The organism is Variovorax sp. Varisp36 (assembly GCF_047304235.1).
In the GTDB taxonomy this organism is placed as follows: Bacteria; Pseudomonadota; Gammaproteobacteria; order Burkholderiales; family Burkholderiaceae_C; genus Variovorax.
In genome coordinates, this window is the sequence record NZ_JBGLYU010000007.1 from 132,680 (window position 1) to 157,043 (window position 24,364).

General features: G+C 65.8%; 22 protein-coding genes and 1 pseudogene. 15 read left to right on the forward strand and 8 right to left on the reverse strand.

Annotation, left to right across the window (positions count from 1 at the left end; translation table 11 throughout):
• Nucleotides 1–5: 5 nt before the first annotated feature.
• From ACCD11_RS06965 to ACCD11_RS06975, 3 genes are read right to left on the reverse strand one after another with little or no spacing between them, the layout of a single operon-like run.
• A complete protein-coding gene (locus ACCD11_RS06965; RefSeq protein ID WP_413313167.1) occupies nucleotides 6–839 on the reverse strand; it encodes a DUF3106 domain-containing protein in 834 nt (277 codons plus the stop codon).
• Nucleotides 840–854: 15 nt separating this feature from the next.
• Complete coding sequence (locus ACCD11_RS06970; protein WP_007834240.1) at nucleotides 855–1,280, reverse strand: DUF3619 family protein; 426 nt, start codon at nucleotides 1,278–1,280, stop codon at nucleotides 855–857.
• Complete coding sequence (locus ACCD11_RS06975; protein WP_042673514.1) at nucleotides 1,277–1,843, reverse strand: RNA polymerase sigma factor; 567 nt, start codon at nucleotides 1,841–1,843, stop codon at nucleotides 1,277–1,279. Before ACCD11_RS06975 ends, ACCD11_RS06970 begins: the two co-directional genes overlap by 4 nt.
• 294 nt (nucleotides 1,844–2,137) lie before the next feature.
• Here ACCD11_RS06975 and ACCD11_RS06980 point away from each other — a divergent pair, with 294 nt between their 5' ends.
• The 8 genes from ACCD11_RS06980 to ACCD11_RS07015 all read left to right on the forward strand — a co-directional run bounded on the left by ACCD11_RS06980 (nucleotide 2,138) and on the right by ACCD11_RS07015 (nucleotide 11,692).
• Nucleotides 2,138–3,922 (forward strand): acetolactate synthase 3 catalytic subunit, encoded by a 1,785-nt coding sequence (locus ACCD11_RS06980; protein ID WP_007834237.1) that lies wholly within the window; start codon nucleotides 2,138–2,140, stop codon nucleotides 3,920–3,922.
• 110 nt (nucleotides 3,923–4,032) lie between these two features.
• A complete protein-coding gene (gene ilvN, locus ACCD11_RS06985; protein WP_007834236.1) occupies nucleotides 4,033–4,524 on the forward strand; it encodes an acetolactate synthase small subunit in 492 nt (163 codons plus the stop codon).
• Nucleotides 4,525–4,577: 53 nt separating this feature from the next.
• Nucleotides 4,578–4,838 carry a DUF4282 domain-containing protein gene (locus ACCD11_RS06990; RefSeq protein ID WP_007834235.1) on the forward strand — a complete coding sequence of 87 codons (261 nt, stop codon included), beginning with the start codon at nucleotides 4,578–4,580 and terminating at the stop codon, nucleotides 4,836–4,838.
• 49 nt (nucleotides 4,839–4,887) lie between these two features.
• Nucleotides 4,888–5,904, forward strand: coding sequence for a ketol-acid reductoisomerase (gene ilvC, locus ACCD11_RS06995; RefSeq protein WP_007834233.1), 1,017 nt, complete (start codon nucleotides 4,888–4,890; stop codon nucleotides 5,902–5,904).
• Between the two features lie 185 nt (nucleotides 5,905–6,089).
• Nucleotides 6,090–6,914, forward strand: a complete 825-nt coding sequence (gene pssA / locus ACCD11_RS07000) for a CDP-diacylglycerol--serine O-phosphatidyltransferase (protein ID WP_007834231.1) — start codon at nucleotides 6,090–6,092, stop codon at nucleotides 6,912–6,914.
• 185 nt (nucleotides 6,915–7,099) lie between these two features.
• A complete protein-coding gene (gene leuA / locus ACCD11_RS07005; RefSeq protein ID WP_413313171.1) occupies nucleotides 7,100–8,803 on the forward strand; it encodes a 2-isopropylmalate synthase in 1,704 nt (567 codons plus the stop codon).
• Nucleotides 8,804–8,846: 43 nt separating this feature from the next.
• Nucleotides 8,847–10,385: a 2-isopropylmalate synthase gene (locus tag ACCD11_RS07010; RefSeq protein WP_413313174.1), complete on the forward strand. Its 1,539-nt coding sequence runs from the start codon at nucleotides 8,847–8,849 to the stop codon at nucleotides 10,383–10,385.
• A gap of 116 nt (nucleotides 10,386–10,501) precedes the next feature.
• On the forward strand, nucleotides 10,502–11,692 hold the full coding sequence (locus ACCD11_RS07015) for a serine hydrolase (protein ID WP_007834226.1): 1,191 nt from the start codon (nucleotides 10,502–10,504) through the stop codon (nucleotides 11,690–11,692).
• 86 nt (nucleotides 11,693–11,778) lie between these two features.
• Here ACCD11_RS07015 and ACCD11_RS07020 read toward each other — a convergent pair whose 3' ends face one another.
• From ACCD11_RS07020 to aat, 3 genes are read right to left on the reverse strand one after another with little or no spacing between them, the layout of a single operon-like run.
• Nucleotides 11,779–12,606 (reverse strand): IclR family transcriptional regulator, encoded by an 828-nt coding sequence (locus ACCD11_RS07020; RefSeq protein ID WP_413313176.1) that lies wholly within the window; start codon nucleotides 12,604–12,606, stop codon nucleotides 11,779–11,781.
• A 30-nt stretch (nucleotides 12,607–12,636) separates the two neighbouring features.
• Nucleotides 12,637–13,470 carry an arginyltransferase gene (locus tag ACCD11_RS07025; protein ID WP_413313177.1) on the reverse strand — a complete coding sequence of 278 codons (834 nt, stop codon included), beginning with the start codon at nucleotides 13,468–13,470 and terminating at the stop codon, nucleotides 12,637–12,639.
• Complete coding sequence (aat, locus tag ACCD11_RS07030) at nucleotides 13,467–14,222, reverse strand: leucyl/phenylalanyl-tRNA--protein transferase (protein ID WP_413313178.1); 756 nt, start codon at nucleotides 14,220–14,222, stop codon at nucleotides 13,467–13,469. Before aat ends, ACCD11_RS07025 begins: the two co-directional genes overlap by 4 nt.
• 201 nt (nucleotides 14,223–14,423) lie before the next feature.
• On the opposite strand from aat, the gene ACCD11_RS07035 reads away from it, so the two are divergent.
• Genes ACCD11_RS07035 through ACCD11_RS07045 form a run of 3 tightly spaced genes read left to right on the forward strand, consistent with a single transcriptional unit; the run spans nucleotide 14,424 to nucleotide 18,101 of the window.
• Complete coding sequence (locus tag ACCD11_RS07035; RefSeq protein ID WP_413313180.1) at nucleotides 14,424–16,757, forward strand: xanthine dehydrogenase family protein molybdopterin-binding subunit; 2,334 nt, start codon at nucleotides 14,424–14,426, stop codon at nucleotides 16,755–16,757.
• Nucleotides 16,758–16,792: 35 nt separating this feature from the next.
• Nucleotides 16,793–17,671 carry a helix-turn-helix domain-containing protein gene (locus tag ACCD11_RS07040; RefSeq protein ID WP_413313182.1) on the forward strand — a complete coding sequence of 293 codons (879 nt, stop codon included), beginning with the start codon at nucleotides 16,793–16,795 and terminating at the stop codon, nucleotides 17,669–17,671.
• 13 nt (nucleotides 17,672–17,684) lie between these two features.
• Nucleotides 17,685–18,101, forward strand: coding sequence for an SRPBCC family protein (locus tag ACCD11_RS07045; RefSeq protein ID WP_413313184.1), 417 nt, complete (start codon nucleotides 17,685–17,687; stop codon nucleotides 18,099–18,101).
• Here ACCD11_RS07045 and pobA read toward each other — a convergent pair.
• On the reverse strand, nucleotides 18,098–19,279 hold the full coding sequence (gene pobA / locus ACCD11_RS07050; protein WP_413313185.1) for a 4-hydroxybenzoate 3-monooxygenase: 1,182 nt from the start codon (nucleotides 19,277–19,279) through the stop codon (nucleotides 18,098–18,100). The two genes, ACCD11_RS07045 and pobA, sit on opposite strands and share 4 nt — an antisense overlap.
• Before the next feature lie 132 nt (nucleotides 19,280–19,411).
• Here pobA and ACCD11_RS07055 point away from each other — a divergent pair, with 132 nt between their 5' ends.
• The 4 genes from ACCD11_RS07055 to ACCD11_RS07070 all read left to right on the forward strand — a co-directional run bounded on the left by ACCD11_RS07055 (nucleotide 19,412) and on the right by ACCD11_RS07070 (nucleotide 23,935).
• On the forward strand, nucleotides 19,412–20,182 hold the full coding sequence (locus ACCD11_RS07055; RefSeq protein WP_007834214.1) for an IclR family transcriptional regulator C-terminal domain-containing protein: 771 nt from the start codon (nucleotides 19,412–19,414) through the stop codon (nucleotides 20,180–20,182).
• A gap of 51 nt (nucleotides 20,183–20,233) precedes the next feature.
• Nucleotides 20,234–20,893, forward strand: a complete 660-nt coding sequence (locus tag ACCD11_RS07060; RefSeq protein ID WP_056518096.1) for a response regulator — start codon at nucleotides 20,234–20,236, stop codon at nucleotides 20,891–20,893.
• Nucleotides 20,894–21,002: 109 nt separating this feature from the next.
• Nucleotides 21,003–22,388 (forward strand): ATP-binding protein, encoded by a 1,386-nt coding sequence (locus ACCD11_RS07065; RefSeq protein WP_413313188.1) that lies wholly within the window; start codon nucleotides 21,003–21,005, stop codon nucleotides 22,386–22,388.
• Nucleotides 22,389–22,450: 62 nt separating this feature from the next.
• Nucleotides 22,451–23,935 (forward strand): DegQ family serine endoprotease, encoded by a 1,485-nt coding sequence (locus ACCD11_RS07070; RefSeq protein ID WP_413313189.1) that lies wholly within the window; start codon nucleotides 22,451–22,453, stop codon nucleotides 23,933–23,935.
• Nucleotides 23,936–24,067: 132 nt separating this feature from the next.
• Here the strand turns inward: ACCD11_RS07070 and ACCD11_RS07075 are convergent.
• Nucleotides 24,068–24,364, reverse strand: a pseudogene (locus tag ACCD11_RS07075) (peptidoglycan-binding protein); the annotation flags it as partial.

Sequence of the window (24,364 nt, forward strand, 5' to 3'; positions counted from 1 at the left end):
TGGGATCAGGGGGCAGAGGGAGGTGCCTCGGCCCCAGAAGACGGCGCCGGTACCTGGGCTTCCGCCGGAACCGGCGCGGACGTGGCGCTGGCTGGCGCCGGGGGCGCAGGCGTGACGGAAACCGCCGGCGTCGTGACCGCGGGGGCTCGCTCCGGCGGCGAGGCCACCAGGATCGTTGCGGGCACGGCCGGGGGCGGCGGTGCCAGCAGGATTCTGGGCGTGTGCTGCCCTGCAGGCGTGACGGCCGGCACCGGCACGAGCTTCTGGGACGAAACCGGCCGAACGGGAATGGCTGCCCCGCGTGGCTTGGGTGGGGCGCGTTCCGCAAGCTTGCGCTTTTCTTCCTCGCTCAAGGCTTGGTACTGCTCCCATTTGACTTTGCGCTCGTCGGGTGAAATGCGCTTGACCTCGGCGAAGTTCAGGCGAGCCTGCGCACGTTGCTGGTTGCTCAGGGCAGCCCATTCGATCATGCGGCTGTGCAGGGTGGATTGATCTTCGGCCGACATGCTCGCGTAGTTGCGAGACAGCGCCAGCCATTTCCTTTTCTGGCCGACGTTCAGCGTGTTCCAGTGAACGCTGAGCGGCTTGAGGGCCTGCTGCTGCTCGGCCGTGAGTTCACTCCAGAGTGGCCTTGTGGTCGAGACGGCCTTCGGGCTGGTGGCAGACGCGGAACTTGCCGGGGTCGAGCCCTTGACCGCCGCCTCGGTGGGGGGCTGGGCGTTGGCGAGCGTCAGGCCGAAGGCTGCGACCGCAAGCGCACCCGCCCAAACGACTACGCCCGCCTGGAGCGGGCGCAACGGATGGGTAGTGTTCGCGCTGGAGATGGAGCGGCGTCGCATTCGGTTGGTGAGGGTTCAGTCGGAGGCGCTGTCGGCCTTCAGGAATTGAGCGAAACCGGGGTCGGTGTAGGCGGCGGGCGGCAGGTCGCCCGTCAGCAGCGCGGAATCCACTTCGGCCAGTTCGCTGGCGCGATCGTCCTCCTGCATCGCGCTGATGGCGATCAGGCCGGCCACGAGTGCGATCAGCGGCACCACGGAGCCGATGCGGGTCCACCAGCTGCCACCCATCGTGAGCGTATGACCCGACTGCACCGCCACAGTCGCGGTTCGCAGCTGCGGAGGCAGCTTGCGCGCGGCCACGGCCTGTGCGCGCGCCACGCGAAGCCGTTCGCCGATGTCGTGCGGCAACTCCCGATTGCCGGCCGAAAGGCGGGCAATCACGCGCTGACCGAACTGGTCTTCGGCGGTGCTGGAAGTTGATGTTGGAACCTTAGTGTTCATAGCGATATTCCCTTGGCCTTGAGCGCCTTGCTCAGAGCGTGAACGGCTCGCGAACAATGGGTTTTGACGCTGCCCTCGGAGCAGCCCATCGCAGCGGCCGTCTCTGCGACGTCCATTTCCTCCCAGTAACGCATCAGGAAAGCCTCGCGTTGACGACCCGGCAGTGCCGCGATCTGTTCCTCGATTTCGTGGAAGACCTGGGCGCGGCGGGTCGTGTCTTCGGCACTCTCCGATTCCCTAGAGTCGGTCGGCGAGACGAAGTTCTCCAGCAGGTCGAAATCTCCGTCGTCGTCGATCGATTCGAAATCGCTGAGGTTGGAGAACAGGGCACGCCGGGTTTTCTGGCGGCGGAACCAGTCGAGCGTGCAGTTCGACAGGATGCGCTGGAACAGCATCGGCAACTCGGCCGGGGGCTTGTCACCGTAGTGCTGCGCCAGCTTCATCATGCTGTCCTGCACGATATCGAGCGCAGCTTCTTCATCCCGCACGTGGTAGACCGAGCGCTTGAAAGCGCGCCGTTCGACGCTTTTCAGGAAGTCGGAGAGTTCTTGTTCAGTGGCCAAGCGAGAGGGGGCGCGAAAGGCGCGCCGCATGGGAAAAGGGGTCTGGCGATTGCGTAAGTCGCATGTGTGTTTATCGCCGCGGATTATGCCTTTGTGGCTTTACAGGGCAGCTGAAGCGAATCTGAACGCCCGGAAATGTCATAATTCGCCTTGCAAGTCAAAAGGCAAACGGGTCACGGTCCGGCGGAACATCAGTCCGCCCATGGCTTTGGCCTCAAGTCCTGGCGCGGCCCCACAAGGGTTGGCAAGGGGCACCCAAGGTATTTCGTTCCCGAAATAACACAAAGGTTGATCATGGAAATCTCCAAGGCGGAAATCGCTTCCGCAGCAGCCGCGTCCTCAGGCGCAGGCAATCCGACGCAAGAACTCATGGGCGCTGAAGTGCTGGTCAAGGCACTGCAGGCCGAAGGCGTCCGGTACGTCTGGGGCTACCCGGGCGGCGCGGTTCTCTACATCTACGACGCGTTCTACAAGCAGGACACCATCCAGCATGTGCTGGTACGCCACGAGCAGGCTGCCGTCCACGCGGCCGACGGCTATGCGCGCGCCACCGGCGACGTCGGCGTGGCGCTGGTCACCTCCGGTCCCGGCCTGACCAATGCGGTTACCGGCATCGCGACGGCGTACATGGACTCGATCCCGATGGTGATCATCTCGGGCCAGGTGCCGACGGCCGCCATCGGCCTCGACGCCTTCCAGGAATGCGACACGGTCGGCATCACCCGTCCCATCGTCAAGCACAACTTCCTCGTCAAGGATCCCAAGGATCTGGCCATGACGATGAAGAAGGCCTTCCACATCGCACGCAGCGGCCGTCCCGGCCCGGTGGTGGTGGATGTGCCCAAGGACGTTTCGTTCAAGAAAACGCCTTATGCAGGCTATCCCGACAAGGTCGAGATGCGCTCGTACAACCCGGTCCGCAAAGGCCACGGCGGACAGATCCGCAAGGCGCTGCAATTACTGCTGGCCGCGAAGCGTCCCTACATCTATACCGGCGGTGGCGTGCTGCTGGGCAATGCCACCAACGAGCTGCGCACGCTGGTCGACATGCTCGGCTATCCGGTCACGAATACGCTGATGGGCCTGGGTGCCTATCCGGCGAGCGACCGCAAGTTCCTCGGCATGCTGGGTATGCACGGCACCATCGAAGCCAACAACGCGATGCAGAACTGCGACGTGCTGCTGGCCGTGGGCGCGCGCTTCGACGACCGCGTGATCGGCAACCCCAAGCACTTCGCGCAGAACGAACGCAAGATCATCCACGTCGACATCGACCCGTCGAGCATTTCCAAGCGCGTGAAGGTCGACATCCCGATCGTCGGCGACGTGAAGGACGTGCTCACCGAGCTGATCTCGATGATCCGCGAGAGCACCACCAAGCCCGACGCCGGCGCGCTGGCCGACTGGTGGAAGACCATCGAAGCCTGGCGCTCGCGCGACTGCCTCAAGTACGACCGCGGCAACAAGGACGTGATCAAGCCGCAGTACGTGGTCGAGACCCTCTGGAACATGACCAAGGACGCCGACGCGTACATCACGTCGGACGTGGGCCAGCACCAGATGTGGGCTGCCCAGTACTATCGCTTCGACGAGCCGCGCCGCTGGATCAACTCGGGTGGCCTGGGCACCATGGGTGTGGGCATTCCCTACGCCATGGGCATCAAGCTCGCGAAGCCCGATTCGGAAGTGTTCACCATCACCGGCGAAGGCTCGGTGCAGATGTGCATCCAGGAACTCTCCACCTGCCTGCAATACAACACGCCGATCAAGATCTGCTCGCTCAACAACCGCTACCTGGGCATGGTGCGCCAGTGGCAGGAGATCGAATACTCCGGCCGCTACAGCCACAGCTACATGGACGCACTGCCCAACTTCGTGAAGCTCGCCGAGGCCTATGGCCATGTCGGCATGCTGATCGAGCGTCCGCAAGACGTGGAGCCCGCGTTGCGCGAAGCACGCAAGCTCAAGGACCGCACGGTGTTCATGGACTTCCGCACCGACCCCACCGAGAACGTGTTCCCGATGGTGAAGGCCGGCATGGGCATCACCGAGATGCTGATGGGTTCCGAGGATCTCTGATCCGCGGGGCATTTTTCTCTCGCTCAACCTTTACTGACGAATCTATTGCCCGCCAAGCCCGCGCATTACCGTGCGCGGGGGAGGGCGGCGAAAAGAGGAGTCGCGCAAACATGAAACACATCATTGCAGTGCTGCTGGAAAACGAGCCGGGTGCTCTTTCCCGCGTGGTGGGCCTGTTCTCGGCCCGTGGCTACAACATCGAATCGCTGACGGTCGCACCCACGGAGGACGCGAGCCTCTCGCGCATGACCATCGTCACGACCGGTTCCGACGACGTGATCGAGCAGATCACCAAGCACCTGAACCGCCTGATCGAAGTCGTGAAGGTCGTCGACCTGACCGAAGGCGCCTACACCGAGCGCGAGCTCATGATGGTGAAGGTGCGCGCGGTCGGCAAGGAGCGCGAGGAAATGATGCGCATGGCTGAAATTTTTCGCGGCCGCATCATCGACGTGACCGACAAGAGCTACACCATCGAACTCACTGGCGACCATGGCAAGAACGACGCTTTTCTGGAAGCGATCGAACGTAGCGCTATCCTCGAGACTGTCCGTACCGGTGCCAGCGGCATCGGCCGCGGCGAGCGCATTCTGCGCGTGTAGGAGGGTGAAGGCGCCCTCAGTTCATCCGTTCATCCACACATGAGGCAAAAGTGATGCGAGGTCTGCTCGGTTTCGACAGGATGGTGACTCCCGCGATCGTCCGGGTGCTCTACTTTCTCGGCCTGCTGGGCGTGATTGTCCTTGCGGGGGCGGCGCTCTACCAGCGCCAGTACCTGCCGGCCTTCACGTTCCTGATCTTCGGTGCCATCGGTGTTCGCATCTACAGCGAACTGCTCATCGTGCTGTTCCGCATCCACGACAGCCTCGTGTCCATCAACCAGCAAATGAAGGACCGGAATTCCTCCGGCCTCTGAGTGAAATTCACCCGCTCTGCGGGTGCTTGAGATTTTTTAGGAGAAATACATGAAGGTTTACTACGACAAAGACGCGGACCTGAGCCTCATCAAGGGCAAGACGGTAGCAATCATCGGTTACGGCTCGCAAGGCCATGCGCACGCGCAGAACCTGAACGACAGCGGCGTCAAGGTCGTGGTCGGCCTGCGCAAGGGCGGTGCTTCGTGGGACAAGGTCGGCAAGGCCGGCCTGCAGGTCGCCGAAGTCGCCGACGCCGTGAAGGCGGCCGACGTGGTCATGATCCTGTTGCCTGACGAGCAGATCGCCAACGTCTACAAGAACGACGTGGCCCCGCACATCAAGGAAGGCGCTTCGCTCGTCTTCGCGCACGGCTTCAACGTGCACTACGGCTTCGTTCAGCCGCGCGCCGACCTCGACGTGTGGATGGTGGCTCCCAAGGCCCCCGGCCACACGGTGCGCAGCACCTACACCCAAGGCGGCGGCGTGCCCCACCTCGTGGCCGTGCACCAGGACAAGACCGGCAAGGCGCGTGACCTCGCGCTGAGCTACGCCACCGCCAACGGTGGCGGCAAGGCCGGCATCATCGAGACCAACTTCCGCGAAGAAACCGAGACCGACCTGTTCGGCGAACAAGCGGTTCTGTGCGGCGGTACGGTCGAGCTGATCAAGGCCGGCTTCGAAACGCTGGTGGAAGCCGGCTACGCGCCCGAAATGGCCTACTTCGAATGCCTGCACGAACTCAAACTGATCGTCGACCTGATCTATGAAGGCGGCATCGCCAACATGAACTACTCGATCTCGAACAACGCCGAATACGGCGAGTACGTCACGGGCCCGCGCATCGTGACCGACGAGACCAAGAAGGTCATGAAGCAAGTGCTGCGCGACATCCAGACCGGCGAATACGCCAAGAGCTTCGTGCTCGAGGCCGCTGCCGGCCAGCCTGCGCTGATCAGCCGCCGCCGCCTGAATGCAGAGCACCAGATCGAAGTCGTCGGCGAAAAGCTGCGCGCGATGATGCCCTGGATCAAGAAGAACAAACTGGTCGATCAGACCCGCAACTGATCTTCCCGGCGAGAGGGTGCTTTCGGCACCCGTTTCCCAAGGGCCACCCGTCGCGGTGGCCCTTTTGTTTGCAGGGGCCGAAGAGGTCCCCTGAACTACACTGCAAGCCATGCGACTCACAGACATAGATGCTATCGAATGGATAGCTGACCGCGCAGCGCCCGCGAGCGATGGAGGCCATTCCAATGCATGACGATACGATTCCCGACGACGTGCAGCCGCGCAAGCGCCGCAAGGGCATCTACATCCTGCCGAACCTGTTCACGCTCGCGGCGTTGTTCGGCGGTTTCTACTCGGTCGTGATGGCCATGAATGCGCGATTCGACCTCGCGGCGCTCGGTGTGTTCGCCGCGATGATTCTCGACAGCCTGGACGGGCGCGTGGCCCGCATGACCAACACGCAGAGCGCGTTCGGCGAGCAGATGGATTCGCTGTCCGACATGGTGTCGTTTGGCGCCGCGCCGGCGCTCATCGCCTACGAGTGGTCGCTCAAGGGCCTGGGCCGCTGGGGCTGGATCGCCGCCTTCGTGTATTGCGCCTGCGCGGCGCTGCGGCTCGCGCGCTTCAACGTGAACACCGGCGTGGTCGACAAGCGCTGGTTCCAGGGGCTGCCGTCGCCCGCGGCTGCTGCACTGGTAGCAGGCTTTATTTGGCTCGTGGACGAATGGGGCAAGCGCGGCGGGGAGGTGCTGTATCTCTCGTGGACGCAGATCACCTGGGTCACCTTTGCCTTCACGCTGTATGCGGGCCTCACGATGGTCACCAATGCGCCGTTCTACAGCTTCAAGGACATCCAGATGAAGAAGAGCGTGCCCTTTGCCGCAATCGTGCTCATCGCGCTCGGGATCGCGGTCATCAACATCCATCCGCCCACCGTGCTGTTCGGCCTTTTCGTCATGTACGGCCTGAGTGGCTACGTGGTCTACGCGTGGCGCAAGGCCAAGGGGCAGCCGGCGAGCGTGATCAGCACCTCGACCGAAGAGCCGGACGAACGGGGCTTGCATAACTGACGGCGGCTTGTGCTACATTCACAGCCCTCATGACCAAGATTTCGCTGCTGGCCCTACTAGCCCTCCCTCACGGGCGGAGACGGTAGCGCACGCGCAAATCCCTCACCACGGCCCGTTCGCACCAGCAACGGGCCGTTTGTTTTTGGGGTTGCTGGTTGATTACCAACCATCTCAGAGAAATCGACATGCTCAAGCAACCTCAAAGCAAATACCGCGCATTCGCCCCGATCGGCCTCAAGGACCGCACCTGGCCCGATGCCGTGCTGACCAAGGCGCCGATCTGGCTGTCGACCGACCTGCGTGATGGCAACCAGGCGCTGGTCGAGCCCATGGACATCGCGCGCAAGATGCGCATGTTCGAAACCCTCGTGGCCATCGGCTTCAAGGAAATCGAAGTCGGCTTTCCCTCTGCCTCGCAGGTCGAATTCGACTTCGTGCGCAAGCTCATCGAGGAAGACCGCATTCCCGACGACGTGACGATCCAGGTGCTGACGCAGGCGCGTGACCATCTCATCGAACGCACCTTCGAATCGCTGCAGGGCGCACCGCGCGCCATCGTGCACCTCTACAACGCCGTGGCGCCCGTGATGCGCCGCGTGGTGCTCGGCATGGACGAAGACCAGATCGTCGAGCTGGCCAGCAGCCATGCCCGCATGTTCAACGAGTTCGCCGCCAGGCAGCCGAACACGCAGTGGACCTTCCAGTACTCGCCCGAGATGTTCTCCGGCACCGACGTCATGTTCTCGAAGCGCGTGGTCGATGCGGTAACCGAGGTCTGGGCCCCGACGCCGCAGCGCAAATGCATCGTGAACCTGCCCACGACGGTGGAGCATTCAACGCCGAACATCTTCGCCGACATGATCGAGTGGATGCACCGCAACCTTGCGCGCCGCGATTCGATCGTGCTGTGCGTGCATCCGCACAACGACCGCGGCACCGGCACCGCGGCCGGCGAACTGGCCTTGATGGCCGGCGCCGAGCGCATTGAGGGCTGTCTGTTCGGCAATGGCGAGCGCACCGGCAACCTTGATCTCGTGAACGTCGCGCTCAACCTCTACACGCAGGGCGTTTCGCCCGAGCTCGATTTTTCGAATATCGACGAGATCCGTGCCACCGTCGAGCACTGCAACCAGATTCCCGTGCACCCGCGCCATCCGTATGTGGGCGACCTCGTCTACACCTCGTTCTCGGGCTCGCACCAGGACGCGATCAAGAAGGCCTTCGCCGCGCGCAAGGAAGGCGACATCTGGGACATGCCTTATCTCCCCATCGACCCGAAGGATGTGGGCCGCAGCTATGAAGCCGTGATCCGCGTCAACAGCCAGTCCGGCAAGGGCGGCATGGCCTACCTGCTCGAGAGCGAATATGGCCTCGAGATGCCGCGCCGCCTGCAGATGGAATTCATGCAGACCGTGCAACGCGTGATGGACGTTGCCGGCAAGGAGCTCACCGCCGCCGACCTCTGGCAGTTGTTCGTGCGCGAGTACGGCATCGAGACCGCTCAGGCACTGCAGCACCGCGTGATCGAGGAAGAAGGCGAGGGCGCCAACGCCTCCGTGGTCCTGCGCGGCGACCTGTCGTGGAACGGTGAAACCCATGCCATCGAAGGCCGCGGCAACGGCCCCATCGACGCCTTCACGCAAGCACTGAGCCAGGCCACCGGCCATACGGTACGCGTGATGGACTACCACCAGCATGCCATCGGCGCCGGCGCCGATGCGAAGTCCGTGGCTTACCTCGAACTGCGCGTCGACGAAAGCCGCACGCTGTTCGGCGTGGGCATCGACGCGAACGTGATCACGGCGTCGCTGAAGGCAATTGTCTCGGGCGTGCAGCGTGCTCGTGCCCTGGGCGCACACGGCGCACAATCGGTGGTTGAAGCCGCCTGACGCTGCCGACGCGCAAGGTGGGAACGAACACAGGAGATCCACGATGACCGACCAACTCATTATTTTCGACACCACCCTGCGCGACGGGGAGCAGTCGCCCGGCGCCTCGATGACGCGCGATGAAAAGATGCGCATCGCCAAGCTGCTGGAGCGGCTGAAGGTCGACGTCATCGAAGCCGGCTTTCCCGCCAGCTCGAACGGCGACTTCGAGGCCGTAAAGGCGATTGCCAATGCGATCAAGGACTCGACGGTGTGCGGCCTTTCGCGCGCCAACGACCGCGACATTGCGCGCGCGGCCGAGGCCCTCAAGGGCGCGGCCCGGGGGCGCATCCACACCTTCATCGCGACCTCGCCGCTTCACATGGAGAAGAAGCTGCGCATGTCGCCCGACGAAGTGCACGAGCAGGCCAAGCTGGCCGTGCGTTTCGCGCGCAACCAGCTGGCGGACGTGGAGTTCAGCCCCGAAGACGGCTATCGCAGCGACCCGGACTTCCTGTGCCGGGTGCTCGAAACCGTGATCAACGAAGGTGCCACCACCATCAACGTGCCGGACACTGTCGGCTACGCCATTCCCGAGCTCTACGGCAACTTCATCAAGATGCTGCGCGAGCGCATTCCCAACAGCGACAAGGCGATCTGGTCGGTGCACTGCCACAACGACCTCGGCATGGCCGTGGCGAATTCGCTGGCGGGCGTGAAGATTGGCGGCGCGCGCCAGGTGGAATGCACCATCAACGGGCTGGGCGAGCGCGCGGGCAACTGCTCGCTCGAGGAAGTGGTCATGGCGGTGAAGACCCGCAAGGATTATTTCGGGCTCGACCTGCGCATCGACACGCAGCACATCGTGGCCGCGAGCCGCATGGTCAGCCAGACCACCGGCTTCGTGGTGCAGCCCAACAAGGCGGTGGTGGGGGCCAACGCCTTCGCGCACGCCTCGGGCATTCACCAGGACGGCGTGCTCAAGGCGCGCGACACCTACGAGATCATGCGCGCCGAGGACGTGGGATGGGCGGCCAACAAGATCGTGCTTGGCAAGCTCAGCGGCCGCAACGCCTTCAAGCAGCGACTGCAGGAGCTGGGCGTGGCCATGGAAAGCGAGGGCGACATCAATGCCGCGTTCCTCCGGTTCAAGGAGCTGGCCGACCGCAAGTCGGAAATTTTCGACGAGGACATCCTCGCGCTCGTCAGCGCGGAAGAGGTGTCGAACGTTGGTGAGCAGTTTGCTTTCGTTTCTCTCTCTCAGCACAGCGAAACCGGCGAGCGCCCCCAGGCGAAGGTCGTGTTCACCGTCCAGGGCAAGGAAGTCACCGGCGAATCCGACGGGAATGGCCCGGTTGATGCTTCCCTGAAAGCCATCGAGTCGCACGTCAAGAGCGGCGCTGAAATGGTTCTTTACTCTGTCAATGCCATCAGTGGCTCGACGGAAAGCCAAGGGGAGGTTACAGTTCGGTTACAAAACGCAGGGCGGGTGGTCAACGGTGTGGGTGCAGACCCGGACATCGTGGTCGCTTCGGCAAAGGCTTATTTGAGCGCGCTCAACAAGTTACAGAGCCAAGCTGAGAGAGTTGCGGCACAGGGTTAGGTTTTAGGCGGTCCTTGATTTTCGATTGAAGAAGAGGACGCAAGTAACTGATATTGCGTGCCTTTTTTGATTTCGATACACTGCGGTCCTCGTTTGTCGCCGCTGGAGATTTATAAATGTCTGAAGCCCGTCTCCGCCGAGTTTCCAGCCAGCGGTTTCTACCCGCACTCAAAATGCTCGCCGTTGCGCTGTGCGCCGCGGCGTTTTTGCTGCCTGGCGCCCAGGCCGCGAAGAAAGAAAAGCCTGTTGCCAAAGCCGCCGTCGCCAAGAAGGCGAAGGGGCCGGTGCCGGTCGAGGTCAAGCGCAGCGCATCGTCCAAGACGGCGCGTGCCGGACGGGCCGAGAACAACGAAAAAGCGGACAAGGTGGTTCGTGGCGGCCGCAATGTCGTGGCCACCATCCGCAAGAGGAACGGCAAGACTGTAGTGGCCGTGCAGCGCCGCTCGGTGGTTCGCGTCACAGAGGCGCCGCGCCAATCTTTCGGCCAGATGGCCGGCCTGCATGGCACCGAGGACGTGCTCGACCTGAAGTCGAGCGTCGCGCTGGTCGTCGACCAGGACACGCACGAAGTGCTGTTCAGCAAGAACGACCATGCCGTGCTGCCGATTGCATCGCTCACCAAGCTCATGACCGGCCTGCTCATCAGCGAGGCCCATCTGCCGAACGACGAACTCATCACCATCACGCAGGACGACGTCGACACCGAAAAGCGCAGCAGTTCGCGCCTGACGGTCGGCACCACGCTCTCGCGCGGCGAACTGCTCCACCTGGCGCTGATGTCGAGCGAAAACCGCGCCGCGCATGCGCTGGGCCGCACCTACCCGGGTGGCCTGACGACCTTCGTGAGCATCATGAACGCCAAGGCAAAGATGCTCGGCATGAAGGACACGCGCTACGTGGAGCCCACCGGCCTGTCGAGCCGCAATCAGTCGAGCGCGCAAGACCTGGCGCTGCTGGTCAATGCTGCCTACTCCGATGCCACGGTGCGTTCCCTGTCCACTTCGCCTGAGTACCAGGTCGAGGTCGGCAACCGCGTGCTGCAGTTCAACACGACCAACCGTCTCGTGAAGAGCCCCGATTGGGAAATCGGCGTGCAGAAGACCGGCTACATCTCCGAAGCCGGCCAGTGCCTCGTGATGCAGGCCCGGGTGGCCGGGCGCAAGCTGATCATGGTGTTCCTGGATTCGGCCGGCAAGTTCAGCCGCATCGCCGACGCCGAGCGGGTTCGCCGCTGGGTGGAGGCCACCCATGCCAACGGGACCCCAGCCGCTTCTTCGCGCAATACCAGCTACCAGGTGGCCGGCTGATCGATTCGCAACAGTCCGCCAGACCACAATGAAAACAGGCCCTTCGCAGGGCCTGTTTGCTTTTGAGGCAGGCCTTCTTCTTCGGGTCAGCCTGCCGGCGGGGTGCTGCTGCTTGCGGGCGAGGGCGTGACGGCCATCCCGTCCTTGAAGCCCAGCGCGCCCGAGATTTCATTGGCCGTGGCCTGCAGCTTGGGCAGCCAGCCTTCGTCCAGCCGGTCGGCCGGCGCCGAGATCGACAGGCCCGCCACCAGCTTGCCCTGATCGTCGTAGATGCCGGCAGCCATGCAGCGCACGCCCAGTTCCAGTTCCTCGTTGTCGCGGGCGATGCCGTACTGGCGCGCCTTCGACAGCTCACGCTCCAGCGCCGGCAATTGGGTGATGCTGTTGCGCGTGTGGCCCGCCAGGCCCGTGCGCGTGGCATAGCTGCGCACCCGCTGCGGATCGTCCGCCGCCAGGAACAGCTTGCCCGTCGAGGTCAGGTGCAGGGCGGCCCGTCCGCCGATGGCCCGCACCACCTGCATGCCCGAGCGCTCGCTGTAGGAGCGCTCGATGTACACGATTTCGTCGCCCTGGCGCATGCTGAGGTTGACGGGCTGCTGCGTCAGCTTGTGCAACTCGCGCATCGGGCCGAGTGCTGCATCGCGCACGTTGAGCCGGCCCTTCACCAGGTTGCCCAGTTCCAGCAGGCGCATGCCCAGCCGGTAGCTTCCGGCTTCGGGCCGGTCGACGAAGCGGCCGACCGCCAGGTCGTTGAGGATACGGTGCGTGGTCGAGGGATGAAGCCCGGTCTTTTCGCTGATTTCCTTCAGCGAAATCGCCTCCTCGCGGGATGCCAGGACATCGATCAGCGCGAACATGCGCTCGATCACCTGGATCACGGGAACGGCGGGAATGTCGGATTGGTTTTTTCTCATGGCGCTCTGCGGTGATGACCGGGCGCCATTTTACCTTGTGAAATCGCCCGGCGCCTGCCAGTGTCCATCCACCAATACTTCGTGCGGGGAGAAACGCGCCTTGTAGCTCATTTTCGGGCTGTGTTCGATCCAGTACCCGAGGTAGACGTGCGGCAGCCCCAGCTTGCGGGCCTGCTCGATCTGCCAGAGCACGCTGTAGGTGCCGTAGCCGGTGGAGATTGCCCCCACGCTCGACCCTTCGTGTTCTCGCTGCCCCCCCTGGGGGCCGTCCGCTTGCTCGGGACGGCCCGGCGCGGCGCGGGTATCGGGCTCGTAGAAGGTGTAGACGGCCGAGATGCCGTCGTTCAGCACGTCGAGGATGGACACCATCCTGAGCGCGCCCGCACTGCCGTCGGGCAGCGTTTCGCGGAACTCCACCAGCCGGGAGTTCACACGGCTCTGCAGCAGGAACTGGGTGTACTGGTCGATGCTGTCATGGTCCATGCCGCCGCCCGCGTGGCGGCCGGTCTGGTAGCGCAGGTAGAGCTGGTAGTGCTCGGGCATGAAGCACAGCTTGAGCACGCGCGCCTGCAGGCCGGCATGCTGTTTGAGCGCGCGGCGCTGGCTGCGCGTGGGCCGGAAACTGCTGGCCAGCACCCGCAGCGGAATGCAGGCCCGGCAGCCGTCGCAATAGGGGCGGTAGGTGAACATGCCGCTGCGCCGGAAGCCGCTGAGCACCAGGTCTGAATAGGCGTCGTTGTGGATCAGGTGGCTGGGCGTGGCCACCTGCGAGCGGGCCTGCCGGTCCGGCAGATAGCTGCAGGGGTAGGGCGCCGTTGCGTAGAACTGCAGCGTGTGAAGCGGAAGGTCCTTGAGGTGCGTCACGTCGGTGAAAGAGGTCGCGCGGAAAGGAGTTCGGACCAGTATACGGGGTCGAATCGCCAGCGTGGGCCCTCCTGTTGCCGTACCCGCGCCACGTGTGCGACGAAGCGTTTGCGCGCCATCTCGTGGGCGCCGAGGCTCGCGAGATGGGAGGTGTTCTGCTGGCAGTCGATCATCTGGACGCCGGCATGCCGGCACAGCGACACGAGCGCGGCCAGCGCGATCTTCGAGGCGTCCGGCCGGCGGGTGAACATCGACTCGCCGAACACCGCGCGGCCCAGGGCTACGCAGTAGAGTCCGCCCGCGAGCCTGCCGTCGATCCAGGTCTCGACGCTGTGGGCATGGCCGGCGTCGTGCAAATCCGTATAGGCCCTGACCATGTCCGGCACGATCCAGGTGCCCGACTGGCCGACGCGCGGCGAGGCCGAACAGGCCTTGATGACGGCCGCGAAGTCATGGTCGATGCGCACCTCGCATCCAGGTGTCTCCATGAAACGCAACAGCGTCTTGCGCAGCGACCGGTGCAGCTTGAACTCTGCCACCTGCAGGACCATGCGGGGGTCCGGGCTCCACCACAGAATCGGCTGGTCTTCGCTGAACCAGGGGAAGACGCAGTTGCCATAGGCCTGCATCAAAGTATCGACATCGAGCGCCCCACCGGCCGCCAGCAGCCCGGGGACGGGGTCGGCCACGCCCCAGGCAGAGGCAGGGTCGGGCAGGGCGTCTCCGGGTTCGAGCCAAGGCAGTTGTCGCATGGGCATAGGTATACACGGCTTCGCGAAACCGAATCCAGCCGGGTGAAAATCGCACACTGCTGACACGCCACAAGGTTCGGCCCTCACGCTGCGGCACCACAAAACCCGCCGAAAACCCTATAGTCCACAGCTTGCAATCGCAGCTTCCACAAGCAGATCAGGCAGGCCCGCGCACACGCCGGGGATGAGCACAAGAGGACCATGTTGACCACTGAACCCAACCCCACGCGCTTCGGCAGCGGCCAGGCGGTGCGCCGCCTCGAGGACGAAAGCCTGCTGTCAGGCGCCGGACGCTACACCGACGACGTCACGCTTCCCGAGCAGGCGCATCTCGTCTTCCTGCGATCCTCCTATCCGCACGCGCGCATTCTCTCCATCGACACCAGCGCCGCTGCCGCCATGCCCGGTGTGCTGCGCGTGATTACAGGTGCCGAGATGGCCGAGGCCGGCGTCAAGCCTCTGCCGGGCGCCGCGGGCTTCAAGCGGGCGGACGGCAGCGACAGCGCCAGCCCGCCGCGCTATGCCATCGCGCACGAGCGCGCACGCTTCGTCGGCGAAGTCGTGGCCGCCGTGGTGGCCGATACGGTGCAGCAGGCCCGCGATGCCGCCGAGGCCATCATGGTCGACTACGAAGACCTGCCCATGGTGGTCGACCTCGAGAGTGCCACCGCCAGCGATGCACCGCTGTTGTGCGAAGAAGCGTCGGGCAACATCGCCGCCGAAATGCGCCACGGCAGCAGCGAGGCCGCGACCGCGGCCTTCGCCAAGGCCGCCCATGTGGTGGCGCTCGACGTGCACAACCAGCGTGTGGTCGCCCTGACGATCGAGCCGCGTTCCGTGCTGGCGGCGCGCGACCCCGAAACCGGCCGCCTCACGATCCGCATGAGCACGCAGATGCCCTCCGGCGTACGCGATTCCGTCTGTGCCGCCATCGGCCTTCCAAAGGAAAAGGTGCGCGTGGTGGTTGGCGACGTCGGTGGCGGCTTCGGCATGAAGACCGGTGCCTACCCTGAAGACATTGCGGTCGCCTTCGCCGCGCTGCAGGTGGACCGGCCGGTGAAGTGGGTGGCCGAGCGCAGCGAGGAGTTCCTGTCGAGTGCGCACGGGCGCGACATCGAGGCGCGCGCCGAAATGGCGCTCGACGCCGACGGCAAGATCCTGGCCCTGCGCATCAAGACGCTGGCCAACGTGGGCGCCTACGCCACGGGCACCGGCGTCGCGATCCAACTGCTGATCGGCCCCTGGGTGCAGACCAGTGTCTACGACATCCAGACCATCGACTTCCATTTCAAGGCGGTGCTCACCAACACTGCGCCCACCGGCGCCTATCGCGGAGCAGGGCGCCCCGAGGCCATCTTCACCATCGAGCGGCTGATGGACGAGGCCGCGCGCCAGACCGGCATCGACCGCATCGCGCTGCGCCGCCGCAATTTCATCCGCCCCGAGCAGATGCCGTACAAGAACCCGATGGCGCAGACCTACGACACCGGCAACTTCGAGTCGGTGATGGACCAGGCGCTGACGCTCGCTGACTGGGAGGGCTTCGAGACCCGCGCGGCCAACTCGGCCAGCAAGGGCAGGCACCGCGGCCTGGGCATCGCCACCTTCCTCGAATGGACAGGCGGCAATGTGTTCGAGGAGCGTGTCACGGTCTCGGTGCAGGCCGATGGCGTGATCGAGGTGTTTTCCGCCGTCAACGCCATGGGGCAGGGCATTGCCACTTCGCTTGCGCAACTCGCGGTCGATGCTTTCGGCGTGCCCATCGAGAAGGTGCGCGTGGTGCTCGGCGATACCGACCGCGGCGATGGCTTCGGCAGCGCCGGTTCTCGCTCGCTGTTCACCGGCGGTTCGGCCGTGCGCGTCGGTGCCGAGCGCACCATCGACAAGGCGCGCGAGCTCGCCGCGCAGGAGTTCGAGGCCTCCATCGACGACATCGTCTACAGCCGCGGCGTCTTCAACGTGGCCGGCACCGACCTCGAGCTCGACCTCTTCACGCTCGCGGCGAAGCAGCCGGGGCGCGAGATCTTCGTCGACTCCACCAGCACCGTGGCCGGCCCGACCTGGCCCAACGGCTGCCACATCTGCGAGATCGAGATCGATCCGCCCACCGGCGAGATCAGCGTGGTGGCCTACAGCTCGGTCAACGACGTGGGCCGGGTCATCAATCCGATGATCGTGCGCGGCCAACTCGAGGGCGGCGCGGTGCAGGGTATCGGGCAGGCGCTGTACGAGCAGGTGGTGTACGACAACGAAACCGGCCAGCCCGTCACCGGCAGCCTGATGGACTACGCGGCCCCGCGCGCCGACATCGTCGACACGATGTTCCAGATGGAGATGGACGAATCGACGCCGTGCAAGAACAACCCGCTGGGCGTGAAGGGCGTGGGCGAGCTCGGCACCATCGGCGCCACGCCGGCCATCGTCAATGCGGTGGCCGATGCCTTTGCACGCAATGGCCTCGCCACGCGCGCGCCGCGCCTGCACATGCCGCTGAGCCCGGCGCGCGTGTGGCAGGCCATGCAGACCATCGACTGAGCATTGCGGTGCGGTGGACCTGAAAGGCGCAAGCCATGCTCGTCACCACCGAACTGCAGACCGACCCGATCCGCGTCGCCAGCTACCGCTGCGACGCGGGGCCCGATGCGCAGCCCTTTGCCGAACTGCATGAAGGCTATTCGGTCTCGTATGTGCGCAAGGGCAGCTTCGGCTACCGCACGCGCGGCCAAGCCTACGAACTGGTCGCCGGATCGGTGCTGGTCGGCTGCCCGGGCGACGAGTACGTCTGCACGCACGACCACCATGTCTGCGGCGACGAGTGCCTGGCCTTCCACCTGTCGCCGGGCTTTGTCGACCTGATCGGCGGCGACCGGAAGACCTGGCGCACCGGCGGATTGCCGCCCCTGGCCGAACTCGTGGTGATCGGCGAACTCGCACAGGCCGCGGCCGATGGGCACAGCGACGTGGGCCTGGACGAACTCGGCATGTGGTTCGCGAGCCGCTTCGTCGAAGTCGTGTCCGACCGAGCCAAGTCCGGCTCCGCGTCCACGGCCGTACCGCGCGACCGCCGCCGCGCGGTCGATGCCGCGATGTGGATCGACGCGCACTCGCAGCACGACATCGGCCTCGATGGCGCCGCCGCCGAAACCGGCTTGAGTTCGTTCCACTTCCTGCGGCTCTTCTCTCAGGTGCTGGGCGTCACGCCGCACCAGTACCTCGTGCGCTCGCGCCTGCGGCATGCCGCGCGCCTGCTGGCCGACGACGGCAGCCGGCCCGTGACCGAGGTGGCGCTCGACGTGGGCTTTGCCGACCTCAGCAACTTCGTGCGCACCTTCCGCCGCGCTGCCAGCGTGTCGCCGGGGGGCTTTCGCAAGGCGGCCCGGGGCGACCGCAGGATTTTCCAAGACCGCATCGCCGCGCTCCTCGATGATGACCGCCTGATCAACCCCTGAAGCGAGGTTTGCCATGGCCACGGTCTACAAGGAATTCATCGTCGAGGCGGATGCTGCCCGGGTATGGGATGCGCTGCGCGACTTCAAGGCGGTGCACACGCGGCTGGCACCGGGTTTTCTCACCGGCTGCACGATCGACGCCGAAGGCGCCCGCATCCTCACTTTCGCCAACGGTCTTGTCGCGCGCGAAATGCTGGTCGGCATCGACGACGCCCATCGGCGGCTGGCCTACACCGTCACCGGCGGGCAGGCCGCCCATCACCATGCTTCCGCGCAGGTTTTCACCGAGGGAGAAGGCCGTTCTCGCTTCGTCTGGATCACCGACGTGCTGCCCGACGCCATCGCGGCCTACATCGAGCCGATGATGGCGCAGGGTGGGATGGCCATGAAGGCCGCACTCGAGGGCCGCTCCGCTTCGGCAGCCGCCTAGAAGTCTTCGAGCGGCAGGCCGACGTAGTTCTCCGCCAGCGAGGTAGAGGCGGCGGTCGAGTGCACGAGGTAGTCGAGTTCGGCCTCCTGGATCTTCTGGCCGAAGGCGCCCGTCTCCGGAAAGCGATGCATCAGCGAGGTGAACCACCACGAGAAGCGCTCGGCCTTCCAGACGCGACGCAGGCACAGGTCCGAGTAGCGATCCAGTGCCGAGGCCGACTTCTCTGCGTAGAAGATCTCGAACGCGCGCGACAGGTAGCCCACGTCGGCAGTCGCCAGGTTCAGCCCCTTGGCACCGGTAGGCGGCACGATGTGGGCTGCATCGCCCGCGAGGAACAGCGAGCCGAAGCGCATCGGCTCGGCGACGAAGCTGCGCAAGGGCGCAATGCTTTTCTCGAGCGAAGGCCCCGTCGCCAAATGCGCGCGAGCTTCGGGATCGAGGCGCGCGCGCAGTTCGTTCCAGAAGGCTTCGTCGCTCCAGTTTTCCACGCGCTCTTCGGTCGGCACCTGCACGTAGTAGCGGCTGCGCGTGGCGCTGCGCATGCTGCACAGCGCGAAGCCGCGTTCGGTGTTGGCATAGATCAGTTCGTGCGACACCGGCGGCACGTCGGCCAGCACGCCGAGCCAGCCGAAGGGATAGATCTTCTCGTAGGTCTGGATCGCATCCGCCGGCACGCTCGCGCGGCTCACGCCGTGGTAGCCGTCGCAGCCGGCGATGAAGTCGCATTCGATCTCGTGCGTCCGGCCGTCCTTCTCGTAGCGCACGCGCGGCTTGCCCGAATCGAAGTCGTGCAGGCTCACGTTCGCGGCGCTGTAGATCGTCGTGAGGCCTTCCGCGGTGCGCGCTTCCATCAGGTCGCGCGTCACCTCGGTCTGGCCGTACACCGTCACCTGCTTGCCGCCCGTGAGGCTGTGCATGTCGATGCGGTGGCGCGCGCCCTTGAACAGCAGTTCGATGCCTTCGTGCGGGAGCCCCTCGGTCTTGGCGCGGCTGTCGACACCCGCGCGGGCCAGCAGGTCCATCGTGACCTGCTCCAGCACGCCGGCGCGGATGCGGCCCAGCACGTAGTCGCCGCTCTGGCGCTCGACGATGATGTTGTCGATACCTGCCTTGTGCAGGAGCTGCCCGAGCAGTAGGCCGGCTGGGCCGGCGCCGATGATCGCGACTTGTGTGCGCATGTTCGTGTCTCCGAGAGGGTTTCGTGGAGCGTAGGGCGCACTCGGTGGTCTGTGGGGACGCTGCGCGAGGCTCTGTGCGATCATGCGAATGCGTGCGCGATCATCGCGCAACAACTCGACCACAGACGACGAATGACCATCGCCAGAGCCGACTTCATCGAGGGCATCGCCAAGGGAATGGCGGTGCTCGAAAGCTTCGACACCGAACGCCAGCGCCTGAATGCCACGCTGGCCGCCGAGCGCGCCGGCCTCACGCGTGCCGCGGCCCGCCGGCACCTGCTGACGCTGGCCCACCTGGGCTACCTGGAAACCGATGGCAGCTATTTCTGGATGGCGCCGAAGGTGCTGCGCTTCTCGGGCAGCTACCTCGCTTCGTCGCGGCTGCCACGCGCGCTGCAGCCCACGCTGAACCGGCTGGCGGCGCAGACCGGGGAGTCCTTCTCGGCCGTGGTGCTCGACGGCGAAGAGGCGGTCATCGTTGCGCGCAGCGGCAGCTACGGCACGCCGACGCGCGTGCTGGCCTACGGCCTGCACCTCGGTGCACGGCTGCCCGCGCATGCCACCTCCACCGGCCGGGTCCTGCTGGCAGCGATGGCGCCGACCCAGTTCACGCAGTGGCTCAAGGGCCGCCACCTCGCACGGCTCACGCCCCACACCGTGACGCAGGCGCGGGGCCTGCGGCAGCTGGTGGCGCAGGTGCGCAAGAACGACTATTGCTTTGCCAGCGAAGAGCACGAACTCGGCGTGCAGGCGCTGGCGGTGCCGCTGCGCGACATGCAGGGCCACACAGTGGCCGCGCTCAACGTGGTGCTGTCCGGCACCCGCTACCAGGAAGAGACGCTGCAGCGCGAGATGCTGCCGCTGCTGTTCGAGGCGGCGCGCGAAGTCCGCTCGCTCCTCTGATCTGAACTTTCGGCGCCGCCGCGGCCTCGAATCCCGAGAACGGACACACCCATGCGACTCCTCCTCCTCGAAGACGACGTGATGATCGGCGAAGCCGTGCTCGACCTGCTGCGCGCAGAGCAGTACGCGGTGGACTGGGTGAAAGACGGCGAGGCCGCCGAGTCGGCCCTGCGCACCCAGCAATACGATCTCGTGATGCTCGACCTCGGCGTGCCGCGCCGCGACGGCCTCGAGGTGCTGCGCAACCTGCGCGCGCGCAAGCAGCGCATGCCCGTGCTGATCGCCACCGCGCGCGACTCGGTGCAGCAGCGCATCGAAGGCCTGGATGCTGGCGCCGACGACTACGTGCTCAAGCCCTACGACCTCGACGAGCTGCTGGCTCGCATCCGCGCCTTGCTGCGCCGCGCGGCCGGGCGCGCCGAGCCGGTGTACGAGCACATGGGCGTGAGCATCAACCCCGCGACGCGGGAGGTGACGGTGGCGGGCCAGCCGGTGGTTTTGTCTGCGCGCGAGTGGGCGGTGCTGGAGCCCTTGCTGGCGAGGCCCGGCATGGTCCTGTCGCGCGCCCAGCTCGAGGAAAAGCTCTATAGCTGGAAGGACGAGATCAGCAGCAACGCGGTCGAGGTCTACGTGCACGGCCTGCGCAAGAAGCTCGGTGCCGAACTCATCCGCAATGTGCGCGGCGTTGGCTACATGGTGCCGAAGCTGTGACTCGCCCCCAGGCTTCGCGCACTTCGTGTCGCTTCGCCTACCCCCTGCCGAGGGCGACGCCTACGGCCCGGCTGAGCCGGTTCCATGTCGTCCCACGAACGGAGTGCGCATGAATAAGGTTTGGAGCTCATTGACCGGCTCGCTGCGCGCACGGCTGCTTTGGTTCCTGCTGGTGGCGATCGTGCTCGCCGCGGGGGCGCAAGCGCTCGTCGCCTACCGCACGGTGCTGGCCGAGGCCGACGACATCTTCGATTACCACATGCAGCAGATGGCCCTCTCGCTGCGAGCCGGCCTGCCGCCGAGCGCGGCGGTGGGCGGCATCGGCACCGGTGAACAGAACTTCGATTTCGTCGTGCAGGTGTGGACCGCCGACGGCGTGCGCATCTTCGAGTCCGCGGAGGAGGCCGCACTGCCGCAGCTCGCGGTGCTGGGCTTCGCCGACGTGCATGCGCGCGGCACCACCTACCGCGTGTTCTCGATGCAGACGCGCGGACTGGTGATCCAGGTGGCGCAGGACATGGCGGCGCGGCGCCACATGGCCGGCACGCTGGCCCTGCGCACCATCGCACCGGTCGCGCTGATGGCGCCGCTGCTGATGCTGGTCGTCTGGTGGGTGGTGAGCCGTTCGCTCGCGCCGGTGGCGCGCGTGCGCAAGCAGGTGGCGTCGCGGCAAGCCGACGACCTGTCGCCGGTGAGCGAGGAGGGGTTGCCCGAGGAGGTGCGCCCGCTGGTGCAGGAGTTGAACCTGCTGTTCGACCGCGTGCGCCACGCCTTCGATGCGCAGAAGCACTTCGTCGCCGATGCCGCGCATGAGTTGCGCTCGCCCCTGGCCGCGCTGAAGCTGCAGGTGCAGGGCCTGCAGCGCGCGCCCGACGGTGCGTCGCGCGACCTGGCCGTGAGCCGCCTGGTGGCGGGCATCGATCGCGCGACACGGCTGGTCGAGCAGATGCTCGCGCTGGCGCGGCACGAGGCCAGCATGGCGGCCGGCGCGAAGCCGGAGCCGGTCGACCTGTCCGAGGTGGCGCGCCTCGCGGTGTCCGACGCGGTGGCGGCGGCCCAGGCGCGCGGCATCGACATCGGCATCGCGCATGCCGATGCGGCCGTGGTCGACGGCCAGCCTGAGGCCTTGCGCATGCTGCTGCGCAACCTGCTCGAGAACGCGATCAAGTACACGCCGCTGGAGGGCCGCGTCGACATCCGCATCGCCCGGCAAGGCGACTCGGTCGAGCTCACCGTGGACGACAGCGGCCCGGGTCTGCCTCCGGCCGAGCGCGAGCGCGTGCTCGACCGTTTCTACCGCTCCGGTGAAACGCAGGCATCCGGCAGCGGCCTCGGACTGGCCATCGTCAAGTCGATTGCCGACCTGCATGGGGCAACGGTGGCACTCGATCAATCTCCGAGCCTGGGCGGCCTGCGGGTACGCGTCGTCTTCGCTCCTTCTCCCAGGGGGAGAGGGCTCGAACCGGGGGGTGGACCCGGTTTAAGCGGCGCTTAAGTCGGGGGGGCGACATTCCTTTCATCGCATTGGCGTCCATACGCCCTGAAAGGAACCGACAAATGAACTCCCGTCTGACTTCGCCCCGCGCCCTGGTGATTGCCCTGGCGAGCGCGGGCGTGATCGGTGCCGTCGGTGCCGGTGCCTACACCAGTGCCCGTGCCGTGAGCGCGCCGACCACCAACGCCACCGCCGCGGCGCCCGCGGCCATGGTCACGCTGCCCGACTTCTCGACCATCACCTCGCGCGACGGCCCGGCCGTGGTCAACATCAGCGTGACGGGCACGATGAAGGCGTCCGACGACGAGGCGGCCGAGATGCAGGGCATCGACCCCGAAGACCCGATGTTCCAGTTCTTCCGCCGCTTCCAGGGCCAGATCAACCCGCGCGGCCAGCAGCAACAGCAGCGCGACGTGCCGGTGCGCGCCCAAGGCTCGGGCTTCATCGTCGACCCCAGCGGCATCATCATCACCAACGCCCACGTCGTGAAGGACGCGAAGGAGGTCACCGTCAAGCTGACCGACCGCCGCGAGTTCCGCGCCAAGGTACTCGGTGCCGACGCCAAGACCGACATCGCGGTGCTCAAGATCGATGCGAAGAGCCTGCCCGTGCTCGCGCTGGGCAACACCAAGGACCTGAAGGTCGGCGAATGGGTGCTGGCCATCGGCTCGCCCTTCGGCTTCGAGAACACCGTGACGGCCGGCGTGGTGAGCGCCAAGGGCCGCTCGCTGCCTGACGACAGCTACGTGCCCTTCATCCAGACCGACGTGGCCGTGAACCCCGGCAACTCCGGCGGTCCGCTGCTCAACACGCGCGGCGAGGTGGTCGGCATCAACTCGCAGATCTACAGCCGCAGCGGTGGCTACCAGGGCGTGTCGTTCGCGATCCCGATCGACGTGGCGATCCAGGTGAAGGACCAGATCGTCGCGACCGGCAAGGCCACGCACGGCCGGCTCGGTGTGGCGGTGCAGGAAGTGAACCAGGCCTTTGCCGATTCGTTCAAGCTCGACAAGCCCGAAGGCGCGCTGGTCTCCAACATCGAGAAGGGCGGCCCCGGCGACAAGGCGGGCCTGAAGGCGGGCGACGTGATCCGCAAGGTCGATGGCCAGGCCATCGTCTCTTCGGGCGACCTGCCCGCGGTGATCGGCCAGCAAGCGCCGGGTAAGAAGGTCGTGCTCGAAGTGTGGCGCCAGGGCGAACGCAAGGAGCTGCAGGCCAAACTGGGCGATGCGAGCGACAAGCCCGCCAAGGTCGCGAAGGCCGATGCCGACGTGGGACAGGGCAAGCTGGGCCTGGCGCTGCGTCAGCTGCAGCCGCAGGAAAAACGCCAGGCCTCGGTCGAGAGCGGTCTTCTGATCGAGGATGTCGGCGGTCCTTCGGCGCAGGCCGGGGTGCAGGCGGGCGACGTGCTGCTGGCCATCAACGGCACGCCGGCGCAGAGCGTGGAGCAGGTGCGCGAGGTGGTGGCGAAGGCGACCAACAAGTCGGTGGCGCTGCTGATCCAGCGCGGTGAAGACAAGATCTTCGTGCCCGTGCGGATCGGGTGAGGCTCAAGAAAGCCAACCGGGATTGCGCAGCAGGCGGGCGGCCCTGGGGCTGCCCGTCCAACAACAACTGGTTCGAGTCGCCGGCCGAGACGCGCTACCTCTGAGCGAGGCGGATGGGCCGGCGATGCGCCCCTACTTGCGGCGGCGCTGCGCAGCAGCCGCTTCTGGCGCGGAGGTCTGCGACGGCGCCGCACCGCCATCCACGCCCAACCGGCCGCCGCCGCCGAGCCCTTGGCCGCGCACCGTCTGCGCCTTGTAGTTGCGCAGCGAACGCACCATCTGGTTGAAGGCGTCCATGAAGGCCGCGGCAATCACCTTGCCCTGCGCGGTGTTGGTATAGCCGCCGAGGCCGCCGCCCGCGCTGCGGCCGGCCAGCGCGCCGAAGGCGCCGAAATCGGTCTTGGAGGCGCTGCCTTCGGAGGCCGCGAC